At 60.1% G+C, this 16600-nt stretch carries 16 protein-coding genes; 4 read left to right on the top strand and 12 right to left on the bottom strand.

Annotated elements, in window-relative coordinates; genetic code table 11:
* Positions 1-117: 117 nt before the first annotated feature.
* The 6 genes from ACA052_RS28455 to exbB form a co-directional block, all read right to left on the bottom strand.
* Positions 118-1518, bottom strand: coding sequence for an aminoacyl-tRNA deacylase and HDOD domain-containing protein (locus tag ACA052_RS28455; RefSeq protein WP_497647763.1), 1401 nt, complete (start codon positions 1516-1518; stop codon positions 118-120).
* Between the two features lie 78 nt (positions 1519-1596).
* Positions 1597-3672: an ATP-dependent DNA helicase RecG gene (recG, locus tag ACA052_RS28450; RefSeq protein WP_497647762.1), complete on the bottom strand. Its 2076-nt coding sequence runs from the start codon at positions 3670-3672 to the stop codon at positions 1597-1599.
* A gap of 9 nt (positions 3673-3681) precedes the next feature.
* The gene (locus ACA052_RS28445; protein WP_497647761.1) at positions 3682-4611 is read right to left on the bottom strand and encodes a hydrogen peroxide-inducible genes activator; all 930 of its coding nucleotides are present in this window, start codon (positions 4609-4611) and stop codon (positions 3682-3684) included.
* A gap of 218 nt (positions 4612-4829) precedes the next feature.
* Positions 4830-5576 (bottom strand): energy transducer TonB family protein, encoded by a 747-nt coding sequence (locus ACA052_RS28440; RefSeq protein ID WP_497647760.1) that lies wholly within the window; start codon positions 5574-5576, stop codon positions 4830-4832.
* Positions 5573-5998, bottom strand: a complete 426-nt coding sequence (gene exbD, locus ACA052_RS28435; RefSeq protein ID WP_497647759.1) for a TonB system transport protein ExbD — start codon at positions 5996-5998, stop codon at positions 5573-5575. The genes ACA052_RS28440 and exbD overlap by 4 nt, the downstream gene beginning before the upstream one ends.
* A gap of 6 nt (positions 5999-6004) precedes the next feature.
* On the bottom strand, positions 6005-6991 hold the full coding sequence (gene exbB, locus ACA052_RS28430; protein ID WP_497647758.1) for a tonB-system energizer ExbB: 987 nt from the start codon (positions 6989-6991) through the stop codon (positions 6005-6007).
* Between the two features lie 189 nt (positions 6992-7180).
* Here exbB and ACA052_RS28425 point away from each other — a divergent pair, with 189 nt between their 5' ends.
* Positions 7181-8035 (top strand): SDR family oxidoreductase, encoded by an 855-nt coding sequence (locus ACA052_RS28425; protein WP_497647757.1) that lies wholly within the window; start codon positions 7181-7183, stop codon positions 8033-8035.
* Positions 8036-8122: 87 nt separating this feature from the next.
* Here the strand turns inward: ACA052_RS28425 and ACA052_RS28420 are convergent, their stop codons facing one another.
* From ACA052_RS28420 to ACA052_RS28395, 6 genes are all read right to left on the bottom strand, one after another.
* Entirely contained in the window at positions 8123-8863 is a 741-nt protein-coding gene (locus ACA052_RS28420; protein ID WP_497647756.1) for a hypothetical protein, read from the bottom strand.
* A gap of 57 nt (positions 8864-8920) precedes the next feature.
* Positions 8921-9301, bottom strand: coding sequence for a RidA family protein (locus ACA052_RS28415; RefSeq protein ID WP_003229509.1), 381 nt, complete (start codon positions 9299-9301; stop codon positions 8921-8923).
* 23 nt (positions 9302-9324) lie between these two features.
* Positions 9325-11430 carry a bifunctional GTP diphosphokinase/guanosine-3',5'-bis pyrophosphate 3'-pyrophosphohydrolase gene (spoT, locus tag ACA052_RS28410; RefSeq protein WP_322219657.1) on the bottom strand — a complete coding sequence of 702 codons (2106 nt, stop codon included), beginning with the start codon at positions 11428-11430 and terminating at the stop codon, positions 9325-9327.
* A 57-nt stretch (positions 11431-11487) separates the two neighbouring features.
* Entirely contained in the window at positions 11488-11751 is a 264-nt protein-coding gene (gene rpoZ, locus ACA052_RS28405) for a DNA-directed RNA polymerase subunit omega (protein ID WP_007894670.1), read from the bottom strand.
* 167 nt (positions 11752-11918) lie between these two features.
* Positions 11919-12539, bottom strand: a complete 621-nt coding sequence (gene gmk / locus ACA052_RS28400; protein WP_497647755.1) for a guanylate kinase — start codon at positions 12537-12539, stop codon at positions 11919-11921.
* Between the two features lie 12 nt (positions 12540-12551).
* On the bottom strand, positions 12552-13415 hold the full coding sequence (locus ACA052_RS28395) for a YicC/YloC family endoribonuclease (protein WP_497647754.1): 864 nt from the start codon (positions 13413-13415) through the stop codon (positions 12552-12554).
* A gap of 279 nt (positions 13416-13694) precedes the next feature.
* On the opposite strand from ACA052_RS28395, the gene rph reads away from it, so the two are divergent.
* From rph to gltS, 3 genes are all read left to right on the top strand, one after another.
* Positions 13695-14417, top strand: coding sequence for a ribonuclease PH (gene rph, locus ACA052_RS28390; RefSeq protein WP_497647753.1), 723 nt, complete (start codon positions 13695-13697; stop codon positions 14415-14417).
* Positions 14418-14445: 28 nt separating this feature from the next.
* On the top strand, positions 14446-14814 hold the full coding sequence (locus ACA052_RS28385) for a DUF4870 domain-containing protein (protein ID WP_497647752.1): 369 nt from the start codon (positions 14446-14448) through the stop codon (positions 14812-14814).
* Between the two features lie 501 nt (positions 14815-15315).
* On the top strand, positions 15316-16521 hold the full coding sequence (gene gltS, locus ACA052_RS28380; RefSeq protein ID WP_497647751.1) for a sodium/glutamate symporter: 1206 nt from the start codon (positions 15316-15318) through the stop codon (positions 16519-16521).
* Positions 16522-16600 lie beyond the last annotated feature (79 nt).

Below are 16600 nucleotides of genomic sequence, written 5' to 3'. Positions count from 1 at the left end.
CCTCGCCACAATGGGGTGTGGTGGTTCAGATAGACCGGGGTGGATTCTTCGCGGGCAAGCCTCGCTCCTACAGGGATCACCAAAACCCTGTAGGAGCGTGGCTTGCCCGCGAAGCTTTTAGGCCTGGCTGAATTGCGAAGCGAGTTCGCGCAGGAGGACTTCAGCCTCAAGCACTTTGCTGACGACGTCGTTGGCTTTCTCACGCGTCAGACCGACGCGCTCCAGCAAGGCGTCGGGGATGTCTTCGTCCGGGCCGGAGCCGATGCCGCGACCGCGCAGCAGGCGCACGGACAGGCACACGAGGTTCGGGTATTCGGCGTAGGCGCCGTCGTAGGTGGGGTCGTGCTGGAAGCGCAGTGCGGTCGCCAGTTCGTCCGGCATGTCCCAGTAGCGCATCAGCCATGCGCCGATCTGTTCGCGACTGATGCCCAGCAGGTGTTGCTCAATGTAGCTGTGGCACAGGTGCGGGTTGACTTCCAGGTGACGGCAGATCAGCGAGAAGTGCGGCGGGAAGACGTGGGCCAGCAGCAAGTAGCCGAAGTTGTGCAGCAGGCCGGCGAGGTAGGTCAGGCCGGCTTCCGGGCGCTGGGCGCGCGGCATGGCGCGGGTCAGGCCTTCGATGACGGCGGCGGTGTAGATGGATTGCTGCCAATACGGCGTGGTGTGTTGCGGATGGTCTTTCGGCAGGCTCAGGGTTTTGCCCAAGGCCAGACCCAGCGCAAGGTTAATGACCAGGTCAAAACCCAGCACCCGCACGATCGCATCTTCCACCGAACGAATCTTGCCCGGCGACGCGTAGTACGGCGACGCCGCCCAGCTCACAACTTGTGCGGCCAAGGCCGGATCGGTTTCGACGACACCGGTGATGTCGTCGATGGTGGCGTTGGGGTCGACGCGCAGCTTGATGATTTTCTGCGTAGTCTCGGCCAGCGGTGGAATTTCGATGGTGGCTTCCAGGCGTTGCTGGATGCGCCGCGCGGTGAACGCTTGAACGGCCTGGGTGATTTCCTCGCGGTCATCGTCGGGGCGGTCGAGGTTCGGGCGGATGCTGGTCAGGTTTTCGCCGAAGTTGGCGGCGCTGGCCTTGGTCAGCATGGTCTTGAAGGCTTCGCTGGTGATTTCCAGCAGCACGCCTGGCTCACCCGAGTTGATCAGCAACTTCGGTTCGCGCAGCAGGCTTTCTTCGTACAGGCACGGAGAGCTGGTCAGCGCCGGCAGGCCGGGCAGCAGGCTCAGGCTGTGTTTGCCGAGCATTTTTTCCAGGCGTTCGGTGGGCACGGCGGTGAGGCGGCGGCCCGTGAGTTCGGCCAGGCGATTGAGGTCCAGCAATTGGCTCTGCGGGAACAGCACCATCAGTGCGCCAACGGCGTCATCGACCAGAACGGCCTGGACTTTGCGCGTGGCATTCAGGCCGTGGTGGTCGAGCACCTCTTCGTAGGCAATGCCTAGTTTGCCCAGCAGCAGCCGAATAACCGACGGAGCGTGCGGGGTGGCGGGTGCGAGGGCAACTTCGGTCATGATCTGTATCCGTTCTAAAACAATTGCAGGAGTATAACCAGCTTGTTTAAAGGCAGGGTCCAGAAACTGCGATGGTGCTCACACTTGGCCGTATTGCTGCCCGTGGCGCAGCCAGCGGTCGAGTAATGGGCTGACATGATCCGGCCAGCGTTCCAGCAGCGCCTGGGCGGCATCGCGCACGGCGGGCAGCAAATCGGCGTCGCGCATCAGGTCGGCGACCTTGAATTGCAGCAGGCCGGTCTGGCGGGTGCCGAGCATTTCGCCGGGGCCGCGCAGTTCGAGATCTTTTTCGGCGATGACAAATCCATCGTTGGTTTCGCGCATGATGCCCAAGCGCTGGCGACCAATCTGCGACAGCGGCGGATGGTAGAGCAGCACGCAATGGCTGGCAGCACTGCCTCGACCCACACGGCCGCGCAACTGGTGCAGTTGCGCGAGGCCGAGACGCTCGGGGTTTTCGATGATCATCAAACTGGCGTTGGGCACATCGACGCCTACTTCGATCACCGTGGTCGCGACCAGCAGTTGCAGGTTGCCGGCCTTGAATTCGGCCATGACCGCGGCTTTTTCGACAGGCTTCATACGGCCGTGGATCAGCCCGACCTTCAGCTCGCCGAGGGCGGCGGTGAGGTCTTCGTAAGTCGTTTCTGCCGCTTGGCAGGTCAGCTCTTCCGACTCTTCGATCAGCGTGCACACCCAATAGGCTTGGCGCCCTTCAGCGCAGGCGCCGCGTACGCGTTCGATGACTTCGACACGCCGGGTATCGGTGATCAGCACGGTGTTCACCGGGGTTCGGCCGGGGGGGAGTTCGTCGAGGATCGAGGTGTCGAGGTCGGCATAGGCGCTCATGGCCAACGTTCGCGGGATCGGTGTGGCGGTCATGATCAGCTGATGCGGACACATTCGCCCACCAACGCCTTTCTGCCGCAACGCCAAGCGCTGCTGCACGCCGAAACGGTGCTGTTCGTCGATGATCGCCAGTGCGAGGTTCTTGAATTGCACTTCGTCCTGGAATAGCGCGTGGGTGCCGACCACCATCGGTGTGCCGGTGGCGATTTGCTCCAGTGCGGCGACGCGGTTCTTGCCCTTGAGCTTGCCCGCCAGCCACGCGACTTCAATGCCCAGCGGTTCGAGCCAGCGCTTGAAGGTGATGAAGTGCTGCTCGGCAAGAATCTCGGTAGGCGCCATCAGCGCGACCTGATAACCGGCTTCCAGCGCCTGGAGCGCGGCGAGGGCGGCGACCACGGTTTTACCCGCGCCGACATCGCCCTGAATCAGCCGCAGCATCGGCTCGTGCTGACTGAGGTCGTAGGCGATTTCGTTGCCGACCCGTTGTTGGGCGCCGGTCGGGGCAAAGCCAAGATTGGCCAGGTATTTCGCCGGCAGCTTCGTGGCTTTGGGCATCGCCGGCGCGCGCAGCGAGCGCATGCTCTCGCGCAGCCGCTGCTGGGACAGTTGATGGGTCAACAGTTCTTCAAAGGCCAAACGGTGCTGCGCCCAGTGATGACCGAGGGCGAGTTCGTCGACGTCGGCATCGGCCGGTGGGTGATGCAGGTAGCGGATCGCATCGGCCAGTGGCGCGAGTTGATAATCGCGCGCCAGTTCGGTGGGCAGCCAGTCGGGCAGGCTGGTCGGGCCGAGCATCGTCAGGGTTTGCATGCACAACTGGCGCAGGCGCTGTTGGGTCAGGCCCTCAGTGAGCGGGTAGACCGGCGTCAGGGTTTCATCCACCGGCGGCGGTTCGTCGCCGGTAATGGCGCGGTATTCCGGGTGGTAGATTTCCAGCCCCGACGCACCGGGCCGCGCTTCGCCGTAGCAGCGAATTCGCGTGCCGCGTTTGAGGCCTTCTTTCTGCGCGTTGCTGAAATGATAAAAGCGCAGGCTCAACCCGCCGGTACCGTCCTGCAGCCGAACAACAAGGCTGCGGCGTCGGCCCATGACCACGTCGGCGCCGCTGACGGTGCCTTCGATCACGGCGTCTTGCCCGGGTCGCAAATGGCCGATGGGGACCACGCGGGTGCGGTCCTGATAACGCAATGGCAGGTGAAACAGCACGTCCTGGAGATTCTCCAGGCCGACCTTGGCCAGTTTCTCGGCCATGGCCTCACCGACACCCTTGAGTGCCGTCACCGACACTTGCGACAACTCGGTCATGACAGCGACTTAAGCCGCAACCACGGGCTTCGGTGGCTTGGCCACCGAGCACAGGCGAATGGAGTCAGCGAGAATCTCGATGGCTTTCGGTCGTGGGAAGCTTGCACGCCAGGCGATGGCCACGGTGCGGAACGGTACAGGCGGCGTCAGTGGGCGCACAGCGATGACGCCGGGGGCGTAATGGTGGCTGTCCACGGCCGAGAGCGGCAGGATCGAAATGCCCAGGCCGGAGGCCACCATGTGGCGGATGGTTTCCAGGGAGCTGGATTCCACGGTGGTGTGCTTGGCGCCGTCGTTGCCTTTGGCCAGCGTTGGGCAGGCTTCCAGCACTTGATCGCGGAAGCAATGGCCTTCGCCGAGCAGCAGCAGGCTCTTGTCGTTGAGCAGGGCGGCGTCGATGGATTCTTTTTGCGTCCACGGGTGCTGGGCTGGCATCAGGACGTAGAACGGTTCGTCGTAGAGTTGCAGGGTCAGTACATCGGCTTCGTTGAACGGCAGGGCGATGATGATCGCGTCCAGTTCACCGTTGCGCAGTTTGTCGCGCAGGATGTGGGTGAAGTTTTCTTCGATGTACAACGGCATCTGCGGGGCGACCCGGTGCAGTTGCGGAATCAGGTGCGGGAACAGGTACGGGCCGACGGTGTAGATCGCGCCGACTTTCAGCGGGGCGGTCAGCTGGTTCTTGCCGGCCTGGGCCAGTTCGCGGATGCCTTGGGCCTGTTCCAGGACTTTCTGTGCCTGGGCCACAATGCCTTCGCCGACCGGGGTCAGGCGCACGGCGCTCTTGCTGCGCTCGAAAATCAGCACACCGAGTTCGTCTTCAAGCTTTTTCACGCCCACCGACAGGGTCGGCTGGCTGACGTGGCAACGCTCGGCCGCGTGGCCGAAGTGCTGCTCTTGGGCGAGGGTAACGATGTAGCGTAATTCTGTAAGAGTCATAGCAAGCGTCCATGAAGTTGCGAGCCAAGCATACCGGCTGCAATCGATAGACGCACGTTATCAGACTGAGTGTGTCGAGTGACACAGGGCAATGCGGGTTTGCCCGCATGCGGATGGGCGAAAAGCAAAAAAGATCGCAGTCTTCGGCAGCTCCTACAAGGATTGATGTTCACCCTGTGGGAGCTGCCGAAGGCTGCGATCTTTTGATCTGCTGCTGTTTACCGCCGGCGTTCCAGCGAATAAACAAACGGTGCAACGATTTCGATGGCGCCATTGGTCAGCATGTCGGCCGGTGGCTTTGGCAGCGGCTGCGCGCGGCGGATCATTTCCAGGGTGGCCCGGTCCAGATCGGCGTTGCCGGAGCGGCCCACCAGTTCGAACGACAACACGTTACCTTCGGCATCCACCACAAAGCGCAGACGATTCAAACCTTCCTTGTTCCGCGCTTGCGCACTGGCCGGGTACTTTTTGTACTTGGCCAGGTGAGCGAGCAGGGTGCCTTGCCAGCTGGCTTTGGCCGCTTGCTGCGCGGCGGTCGGGCCCTGTACTGGCTGAGCGGATTTCTCCGTCGGCGCCTGGGTCGGTTGCACGTCGCTAGGTTTCTCCTCGGACGGCTTCTCCTTCGGCGGCTCCGGTTTTTTCTCCACAGGCTTGGGCGGTTGAGGCTTGGGCTTGGGCTTGACCGGTTTTGGAACGGTGATCTCGGCCTTTGGCACTTCAGCCAGCTTTGGTATCGGCAACTCTTCCACCGGGGCGGGCGTCTGTGGCGGCGTTATCACCTTCGGCGGTGCCGGAGGTGGCGGGGCCGGAACCGGTGCCAGCTCGACCATCATCGCCTGCGGCGGCAGCTCGATGGGTGGGCGCGCGGTCCAGTTCATCGCCAGCGCAATGGCCAGCGCATGGACGGCCAGCACCACGGCCAGGCTCCCGCTGTAACGCGTCAGCTTATGGCGCGTCGTGATCATTTCTTGACTGTCTCGAGTCCGACCAGACCCACCTTCAGGTAGCCGGCGGAACGCAGGTTGTCCATCACGCTCATCAGGTCGCCGTAATCCACGCCTTTATCAGCCTGGAAGAAGATCGTCGTGTCCTTCTTGCCCTTGGTCTTGGCGTCGAGTGTGGCGCCGAGGGCTTCGGCTTTCACTTCGTCTTCGCCGAGGAACAGGCGCTGGTCAGCTTTTACGCTGAGGAATACCGGCTTCTCTGGCCGTGGCGCCGGCTTGGCGCTGGAGGCAGGCAGGTCGACCTTGATGTCCACGGTCGCCAGCGGGGCGGCCACCATGAAGATGATCAACAGGACCAGCATCACGTCGATGAACGGCGTGACGTTGATTTCGTGGTTCTCGGCCAGATCGTCGTCTGCGCCTTCTCTCAAATGCAGGCCCATGGCCGATTACCCCACTTTCACCATGTGCGGTTGCGAGCTGCGCTCAGGCTGGTGGTCGAGGTCGCGGCTGACCAGCAGCAGGACTTCTGCCGACGCGTCGGACACTTGCGCCTTGTAACCGGCAATGGAGCGGGCGAATACGTTGTAGATCACAACGGCTGGAATCGCAGCCACCAGACCCAGCGCGGTGGCCAGCAACGCTTCGGCGATGCCGGGCGCCACGACGGCGAGGTTGGTCGTCTGGGTTTTGGCAATGCCGATGAAGCTGTTCATGATGCCCCACACAGTGCCGAACAGACCCACGAACGGCGCGGTGGAACCAATGGTGGCGAGCACGCCGGTGCCGCTGCTCATGTTGCGGCCGCAGGCAGCCACCAGACGCTCGAGACGGAAGGCGACGCGTTCCTTGATACCTTCTTTCTCGCGGCTGTTGGTCGACAGGCGCATTTCTTCCAGCGCGTCATGCACCAGCAGGTTGGCGAGGGTGCCAGCCTTGGCGGCAGTCGCGCTGGCTTCTTTAAGGGTGGTGGCTTTTTTCAGGTGGACGATTTCGTTGCGCAGACGACGCTTGGCGCCCATCAACTCGAAACCCTTGGCGATCCAGATGGTCCAGGTGATGATCGATGCGATAGCCAGGCCAATCATCACGACTTTCACGATAATATCGGCGTTCTGGTACATGCCCCACGGCGACAGGTCGTGAGCCATGCCCAGGGTGTTGTCGGCTTCGAGGACTTCAGGCACGTCTTCGGCGTTGGCGTCGACAGCCTGGGCCGGGTCGGTCGCGACCGGAGAAGCCGCTGGAGCGGCGTGATCAGCTGGAGCTGGAGCTGGAGCTGGAGCTGGCGCGGCAGCGGTGGCCGGAGCGGCTGGCGCTTGTGCGTCGGCGAAGGCGGCGACCGGTGCCAGCATCAGGCTGAGCAGCAGGGCGGCCACTGCGCTCCAGGCGCGAGGTCGTTTGGTTGGCGAAGCGGGGAGTTGATTGCGTGTCATGCTGGCCGGACCTGAGAAAGAAAAACGGTAGATGCTCTTCCAGGCCTCGCAAGGCCGAGAACAAAAGTGGCGGGCATTATTGCAATTAATTCTTGTTAACAAAAGTAATAGAGTCTCTTTTTTTCCTCCATTGCTAGCCGCTCGTCCTTTGCCAGCGCTAGTCCGTGCCTTTCCGATGGGAGTTTTCTGATGTCCGCACCCTCTGTTTTGATCGCCGGTTGCGGTGATGTCGGCAGTCGCCTGGCCACGCAATTGCTGGCTGCCGGATGGGAGGTTCATGGCTTGCGCCGTGACGTTTCTCGTTTGCCGGACGGTGTTATTGGCGTAGCCGGCGACTTGTTTACTGAAGACTGCCCGGCGACCTGGCCAGTCGGAGCGGTGGATTACCTGGTGTATTGCGCGGCGGCCACCGATCACGACGAGGCCGGTTACCGCGCCGCCTATGTCCAGGGCTTGCAGCATGTGCTGGAGTGGTTGAATGACTACGGGCAAGTGCCCAATCGACTGCTGTTTGTTTCCAGTAGCAGTGTTTATGGCCAACAGGATGGCGAGTGGGTCGATGAGACTTCGCCAGCGGTGGCGGCCGGTTTTTCAGGGCGTTTGATGCTCGAAGCGGAGCAAGTTGCCCTGAACAGTGGCATCCCGGCCAGCATCGTACGCCTGACCGGTATCTACGGTCCGGGTCGCGAGCGATTGCTGACTCAGGTTCGGGGGGGTTATCGCGTCGAGGTCGATCCGCCGTTGTATGCCAACCGCATCCATGCCGACGATGCCGCAGGTTTGATGGCGTATTTGCTCGAGGCGGATCGGCGCGGCGTGGCGTTGGATGACGTCTATATAGGCGTCGATGATGCACCGGCACCCTTGGCGGAGGTGGTGGACTGGTTGCGTGAGTATCTGGGTGTGACCGAATGGGCAAACGATGCGAGTGTGCGTCGCACTGGCAGCAAGCAGTGCAGTAATGCTCGGGCGAAGGCGTTGGGTTGGGCACCGAAGTATCCGAGCTATCGCGAAGGTTATGCCGCCATTCTTGAAGGCCGCTGAAATCAAAAGATCGCAGCCTTCGGCAGCTCCTACAGGTGTTTACATAACCTTGTAGGAGCTGCCGAAGGCTGCGATCTTTTCAAGGAATCACTGCTTTTCGAGCAACCACTTGCGTTCACCCGGTGTGAACGAAGGCATTTCATCCGCCTGCGCGGTGTTCACCGCCTGGAGAATCTCCAGCTCCTTGCCCTTGCGCGCAAAGATCCAGGTGTTGCCCTGGCCATTCAGTTGCAACCACATGTTGTCGTTGCCACTGCTCATCGACGCGCAATCGCCGGCCAGGCACAGTGCATAGCGATCCGCGCCCGGCAGGCCGGAAACCTGGCCGTCGGCCTGGAATTGCACCGTGCTGCCTTCACCGGGGCCGCTGACAACTTTCCAGCTGCCACCCATGTAGGACGAATACAGCGCACGCTCGAAACTGGCCCCCATCGGAGCGCCTTCCGGCACCGGGATCAACGCGCGGTCGAAGACCTGGGCAGGTTCATTGTCATTGGCGGCCTGGCTCAGTTGCTTGCCATCACGCTTCAGCTCGCTGGCGGAGCTGCCATAAAAGTCGACCTTCCAGGCGCCGGACTCTTCGCCCAGCAACTTGCCTTCGACGTTTTCAAAACCGTTGGTGTAGCGGGCCTGACTGGCCTTGGTGTTGATGTCCCATTCCAGGTTCGGGCCATAGGCCTGGAGCGCTTCACGCAGGGGGCCGCCTTTGGATGCGGCATCGATTGCCACCTGATTGATCCAGGTGCCGCTGATGTCACGGTCGGCAGGGTTGCTGGCACATCCGCCCAAGAGTAGGGCGACCAGCGAGAGAGCTAGCGCTTGGCGCATGGTGGAATCCTTTCAGATACGAAGTCGGCGCAACCTGCAAAGGCTGCGCCGGACGCATTACTCGATGACCAGAATGGCATCCATTTCAACCTGCGAACCCTTTGGCAGGGCGGCCACGCCGATGGCGGCGCGGGCAGGGTAAGGCTGGTCAAAGTACTTGCCCATGATCTCGTTGACCTTGGCGAAGTGGCTCAGGTCGGTGAGGAAGATGTTCAGTTTGACGATGTCCTTGAACGAACCACCGGCTGCTTCGGCCACGGCTTTGAGGTTCTCGAACACCTGGACGGTCTGGGCTTCGAAGCCTTCAACCAGTTCCATGGTTTTTGGGTCCAGAGGAATTTGACCCGACATGTAGACGGTGTTGCCAGCCTTGATCGCCTGGGAGTAAGTACCGATGGCGGCCGGGGCCTTGTCGCTGGTGATAACAGTCTTGGTCATGAATGACTCCTTGTAAGGGTGGCTTAGGCGCGCATGCGGGTGATGCGAATCACCCCGGTCAAGGCACGCAGTTTCTTGATCACGCGAGCCAGGTGCACACGGTCGTGCACGCTGACCACCAGTTGGACCACGCTGATGCGACCATCGCGCTCGTCCATGCTGATTTTTTCGATATTGCCGTCGGCCGCGTTGACGCTGCTGGCCAGCAGGGCGATCAGGCCGCGCTGATGTTCCAGCTCGACGCGCAACTCGACGTTGAATTCGCCGGTGACATCCTTGGCCCACGAGAGCTGGATGCATTTTTCCGGGTTGTGGCGGATTTCGCTGATGTTGCGGCAGTTGTCCAGGTGCACGACCATGCCTTTACCCGCCGACAGGTGGCCGACAATCGGGTCCCCCGGGATCGGTGTGCAGCATTTGGCGTAGCTGAGTACCAGGCCTTCCGTGCCACGAATCGCCAACGGACCTTCTGCGCTGGGCAGTTGTTCGCCTTCACCAAGCAGGCGGCGGGCGACCACATAAGCCATGCGATTGCCCAGGCCGATGTCTTCGAGCAAGTCTTCGATCAGTTCGAGGCGGTATTCGGTAAGCATCGCTTTGACGCGCTCGGCCGCCACCTTCTCCAGCGAGCTGTCAAAACCGTTGAGGACCTTGTTCAGCAGGCGTTCGCCAAGGCTGATGGACTCGGAGCGACGTTGCAGTTTCAGCGCATGGCGAATGTGTGTACGTGCCTTGCCGGTGACCACGAAGTTGAGCCATGCCGGGTTCGGCCGTGCGCCGGGGGCGCTGACGATTTCGACCGTGGAACCGCTTTGCAGCGGTTCGGACAGCGGCGCGAGACGACGATTGATCCGGCAGGCAATGCAACTGTTGCCCACGTCGGTGTGCACCGCGTAAGCGAAATCGACCGCCGTGGAGCCTTTGGGCAGCTCCATGATCCGGCCTTTGGGCGTGAACACGTAGACCTCGTCCGGGAACAGGTCGATCTTCACGCTTTCGATGAATTCCAGCGAGTTGCCGGCCCGTTGCTGCATTTCCAGCACGCCTTTGACCCATTGGCGGGCGCGGGCATGAGTGCCTTTGGGCTGTTCGTCGCCACTGGATTTGTACAGCCAATGGGCAGCGATGCCGTTGTTGGCCATCTCTTCCATTTCGCGGGTGCGGATCTGGATCTCGATCGGAACACCGTGCATGCCGAACAACGTGGTGTGCAGCGATTGATAGCCGTTGGCCTTGGGGATCGCGATGTAATCCTTGAACCGCCCCGGCAACGGTTTGTACAAATTATGCACAGCACCCAACACGCGGTAGCAGGTATCGACCTTGTCGACGATGATCCGGAACGCGTACACGTCCATGATCTCGTTGAAGGCTCGACGCTTGCCGCGCATTTTCTTGTAGATGCCGTAAAGATGCTTCTGGCGACCGCTGACCTCGCCCTGGATTTCATCAATGGCCAGGCAGTGGCTGAGGGACTCTTCGATCTTGTTGACGATTTCCTTGCGGTTGCCCCGGGCGCGCTTGACCGCCTGGTAGATCCGCGCGGAACGCATCGGGTGCATGGCCTTGAAGCCGAGGTCTTCGAACTCTATGCGGATGGCGTGCATGCCCAGGCGATTGGCGATGGGCGCATAGATTTCCAGGGTTTCCTTGGCGATGCGTCGGCGTTTTTCGCCGGACAGCACTTCCAGCGTGCGCATGTTGTGCAGGCGGTCAGCCAGCTTGACCAGGATCACGCGAATGTCGCGCGCCATGGCCATGGCCATTTTCTGGAAGTTTTCGGCTTGTGCTTCGGCTTTGGTCTCGAAGTTCATCTGGGTCAGTTTGCTGACCCCGTCGACCAATTCGGCCACGGTTTCGCCGAACTGCGCTTGCAGCGCTTCCTTGGCAATACCGGTGTCTTCGATCACGTCATGCAGCATCGCAGCCATCAAGCTCTGATGGTCCATGTGCATGTCGGCAAGAATGTTCGCCACTGCAAGAGGATGCGTGACATACGCCTCGCCGCTGCGGCGGCGTTGGCCGTCGTGGGCTTGTTCGGCGTAGAAGTACGCTCGGCGGACCAGGTTGACCTGGTCCTTGCCGAGGTAGGTCGATAAGCGATCGGCGAGGGCGTCTATGCTCGGCATGATGACTCCTGCCGTTCGCTGTGACCCTGCGCCGTGCTACGTCGACCAGGCATAGGCTTAGACGGCCTCGTTGGACTCGTCCTCGAACGCTGCGAACAGCGGTTCGTCTTCGACGATTTCAGCATTGGCGATGAACTCGTAGCTCATCAGGCCTTCAGCGATTTCACGCAGCGCTACGACGGTAGGCTTGTCGTTTTCCCACTGAACCAGTGGCTCTTTGCCGCCGGTGGCCAGTTGACGGGCACGCTTGGTGGACAGCATGACCAGCTCAAAACGGTTTTCCACGTGGTTCAGGCAGTCTTCAACGGTTACGCGGGCCATGGTATTCCTCGGAGCGAATGCAATATGCGCGCTGCCCGGGTGGGCGAGCGGACTCAACAGTTTAAAAAATCACCAGCGATTAGGGAAGCGCTGATTTTTTGACCAAGCCCTTCAACGCGCTGCAAGTGCCAATGTAAAGCCCTTGCAGCGGTTTTGGGAAGTGCTGTTTAGCTGAGCAATTCAGCCAAAAGTTTTCCGTTACGCTGCTGCTGGCGCTTCTGATGCAACTGGTTGGCCCGGAAAATCGCCTGTAAATCGCGCAATGCGTGGGTGAAATCGTCGTTGATGATCAAGTAGTCGTAGTCGACGTAATGGCTCATCTCGCTGACGGCTTCACGCATCCGGCCGTCGATGATTTCGTCGCTGTCCTGGCCACGGTTGGTCAGGCGCTGGTGCAAGGCCTGCAGGGAGGGCGGCAGAATGAAAATCGACCGGGCCTGGGGCATCAACTTGCGCACTTGCTCGGCACCCTGCCAGTCGATTTCCAGAATCAGGTCGTGGCCTTCGTCCAGTGTCTGCTGCAGGTGGCTTTGCGAAGTGCCGTAGAGATTGCCGAACACCTCGGCGCGCTCGAGGAAATCCCCGTGCTCGATCATCTTCACGAAGTCGCTGCGTTCGACGAAGTGATAGTTCACGCCGTTGACTTCACCGGGGCGCATGGCGCGGGTGGTGTGGGAGACCGAGACGCGGATCTCCGGATCAGCGTCAGTCAGGGCCTTGACCAGGCTGCTCTTGCCCGCGCCCGAAGGGGCGGAAATGATGTACAGGGTGCCGGTGCTGTGGGTCATGTCGGGGTTGCCTTACTCAATATTCTGCACTTGTTCGCGCATCTGCTCGATCAACACCTTGAGGTTGACCGCCGCCTGGGTGCTGCGCGGATCGAAGGCTTTGGAGCCCAGTGTGTTGGCCTCGCGGTTGAGCTCCTGCATCAGGAAGTCCAGACGCCGACCGGCAGCGCCGCCGGACTTGAGCACCCGGCGAACTTCAATGATGTGGGTGCTCAGGCGATCCAGTTCTTCGGCGACGTCGCTCTTCTGAGCGAGCATGACCATTTCCTGTTCCAGGCGCTGCGGATCCATCTCGGCCTTCATGTCGGCAAAGCGGTCGAGCACTTTCTGGCGCTGGGTGGCGAGCATTTGCGGAACCAGTTCACGCAAGGTCACCACGTCTTTTTCAATGGAGGTCAGGCGATCGTTGATCAGCCGAGCCAGTTCCGCGCCTTCGCGTTCGCGGCCGGCCTTGAGTTCTTTCAGGCCTTCGTTGAACAGCGCCAGTGCCTCGGCGTTCAGGGCTTGCGGGTCGGTGGCATCGCCCACCAGAACGCCAGGCCACGCCAACACTTCCAGAGGGTTAAGCGCCGCCGGGTTCTTGATCAGGCTGGCAATCGTCTCGGCGGCAGCGACCAATTGGGCGGCGCGCTCGCGGTCTACTTGCAGTGGTTTGCCGGTGCTTTCTTCGGTGAAGCGCAGGGTGCATTCCAGCTTGCCCCGGGAAATACCCTGGCGCAGCGCTTCGCGGACCGCGCCTTCGAGGTCGCGAAAGGACTCCGGCAGGCGCAGGTGCGGTTCCAGGTAGCGGCTGTTGACCGAGCGCAATTCCCAGCTCAGGGTGCCCTGGACGCCGGCTTTCTCGACGCGGGCGAAGGCGGTCATGCTGTGCACCATGGAGGTACCTCGCAATGCGGGTCGACGCGCAACCCAAGGTTTCACGGACCCGCTATCTGTGAATTAAAGCCGACAGGCAGCAAAGGCGCAGGATTGTAGCGCAGTGGGGCGGATGCGCCCAAACACACGGTGTGACAATAGGCTGCAGGCCGTCGGTAAAGCCTGTTCCAGGCTCATGCCAGAGCCTTCAATCGTCGGGCGGATTTTTTAGAAGTGCCCAGTCTTGGCGCGCGGCTCTATAATGCTCGGCAGTTTTCCGTCCCCGTACAGGTATTCCCTATGAAACGTCCAAGTGGTCGCGCTGCCGATCAGCTCCGCTCGATCCGCATTACCCGCAACTACACCAAACACGCCGAGGGATCTGTACTGGTCGAGTTCGGTGATACCAAAGTCATCTGCACCGTCAGCGTCGAAAACGGCGTGCCGCGGTTCCTGAAAGGTCAGGGCCAAGGCTGGTTGACCGCTGAATATGGCATGTTGCCGCGCGCCACCGGCGAGCGTAACCAGCGTGAAGCGAGCCGTGGCAAACAAGGCGGTCGTACCCTGGAAATCCAGCGTCTGATCGGTCGATCCCTGCGCGCATCCCTGGATATGTCCAAGCTGGGTGATGTCACCCTGTACGTCGACTGCGACGTGATCCAGGCTGACGGCGGCACCCGCACCGCGTCCATCACCGGGGCCATGGTTGCGCTGGTCGATGCCTTGAAAGTGATCAAGAAGCGCGGCGGCCTGAAAGGCGGTGATCCGCTGAAACAAATGATCGCGGCCGTTTCGGTCGGCATGTACCAGGGCGAGCCTGTGCTCGATCTCGACTACCTGGAAGACTCGGCTGCCGAGACTGACCTGAACGTGGTGATGACCAGCACGGGCGGCTTCATTGAAGTCCAGGGCACTGCCGAAGGCGCGCCGTTCCAGCCGGAAGAGCTGAGCGCCATGCTGGAACTGGCGAAGAAAGGCATGACCGAGATCTTCGAACTGCAACAGGCTGCACTGGCCGACTGATCGGACCGCTCCACACAAGGAGGACGCCATGAGTGACGAACAAGAGTTGCTGCCCACCCCGAGCAAAGAAGTTCGGCAATGGGCGATGTTTTGTCACCTGTCCGCCTTGTTGGGGATCTGGATTCCATTCGGCACGTTGATCGGTCCACTGATTCTCTGGCAGATGAAGCGCGAGATGGACCCCTTCGTCGATGCGCAGGGCAAGGAGGCGCTGAATTTCCAGATCACCGTCGCCATTGCCTCCGCCATCTGCTTCCTGCTGATGGTGGTGATTGTCGGCTTCTTCCTGTTCGGTCTGATCGCAATCGGTGCGCTGGTGCTGACGATCATTGCTGGCGTGAAGGCCAATGAAGGGGTGCCTTATCGGTATCCATTCACCTGGCGGTTGATCAAGTAGCACTGCGTAGATCCCAATGTGGGAGCGGGCTTGCTCGCGAAAGCGGTGGGTCAGTCAACTTAAGTGTTGAATGATCAGCCGCTTTCGCGAGCAAGCCCGCTCCCACATTTAAAACTCAGCGGCAAAACGCAGTGCACCGGAACTTGAATTAATTACCCTGTCGTGTAGGACTTTTCTTTTTTTAGAATTAAAACTTTTTCCCGTTGCAAAAGATACATGCCTGACAGACTGAGCCTCTGCCCAGATTTTCACTTGTATAACTATCTCCCCTACACTTCTAGTCACAACTGCAAAGCCTCCGTGCCGTGTATGAGCTTGGCAATGAGACTTGGCGGTTGATAAAGTTGCGCCAAGTAATATTTATCAAGAAATATTTCGATATGTTCTGACCATTGACGGTCCTTGAATCTAGTACTAACCAGCGTTGAGAGATCAACCTGTTCAAGAGGCGTGTCCAGGTAAAAAGTTCGCCCCCTGAATATATATCAAAGAATAACTCCAATGATTCAACTCGATTTTTACGGAACACTTGTGGCCGCCTCTTTAGTGCTATTGCTGGGGCGTGGACTTGTCACACGTGTTGGTTTCTTGCGGGCCTACAACATTCCTGAACCCGTAGCCGGTGGCCTGGTGGTCGCCCTGATTCTCTTGGCGTTTCGGGGCCTTGATCTCGAAGTCCGCTTTGATACTTCCCTGCAGACGCCCTTGATGCTGGCGTTTTTTGCCACCATTGGCTTGAGTGCAGATTTCGCCAGCCTGAAGAAAGGCGGGCGCGTAGTGGGGGTTTTTCTACTGGCGGTCATTGGGCTTCTGGTGGTCCAGAATGCCATGGGCATCGGGCTCGCAAAGGCCTTGGGGCTTGATCCGTTGATGGGCTTGTTGACGGGCTCGATTACATTATCTGGCGGTCACGGTACTGGCGCTGCTTGGGGGGCGACGTTCAGTGAGAAGTTCGGTCTGGCTTCCGCGTCTGAGCTTGCGATGGCCTCCGCGACGTTTGGCCTGGTGCTGGGTGGTTTGATTGGTGGTCCGGTCGCTCGCCTGCTCATTAAACGCGTTCAGACGCCCGGCTGTGAGCAAGATAAGCCGCGGCTGCCAAAGGGCTTTGAGCAGCCGAACAAAGAGCGCTCGATCACGCCATTTTCGTTTATCGAGACCCTTGCTCTGATCGCCGTCAGTTTGATGGCAGGATCCCTCTTGAATGGCCTGCTCCACGGCTCTGCATTTGAGTTGCCGACGTTCGTTTGCGTCTTGTTCATGGGAGTGGTTTTACGCAACGGGCTTTCCGCACTGGGTCTGTATCAAGTGTTTGAGCGTGAAGTCTCCGTGCTGGGGAACGTCAGCCTGTCGCTGTTTCTGGCGATCGCTCTGATGTCGCTCAAACTGTGGGACCTGGCTGCACTGGCTTTGCCGATCTTCATTATCCTGGCTGCGCAAGCATTGGTAATGGCGTTGTTTGCGATTTTCGTGACGTTTAGAGTCATGGGTAGTAACTATGATGCGGCGGTCTTGGCGGCTGGACACTGCGGTTTTGGACTGGGTGCAACGCCAACTGCCATCGCTAACATGCAAGCGGTGACACAGCGCTACGGACCTTCGCAAATAGCCTTTCTAGTGGTGCCAATGGTGGGGGCGTTCTTCATCGACATCATTAATGTCATTGTGATCAAGTTGTACCTTGCTCTGCCGTTTTTTGCCGCCGTATGAAGTTCAGGCCATTGAACCTGTGTTGATATAGTGCATACGAAAAATGCCCGTATCTTGCGATACGGGCATTTTGTTTATC

This window comes from Pseudomonas sp. LBUM1644 (assembly GCF_059716195.1).
Note: the sequence above shows the minus strand (reverse complement) of the source record. Positions and strands in the feature narration are given on the sequence as shown.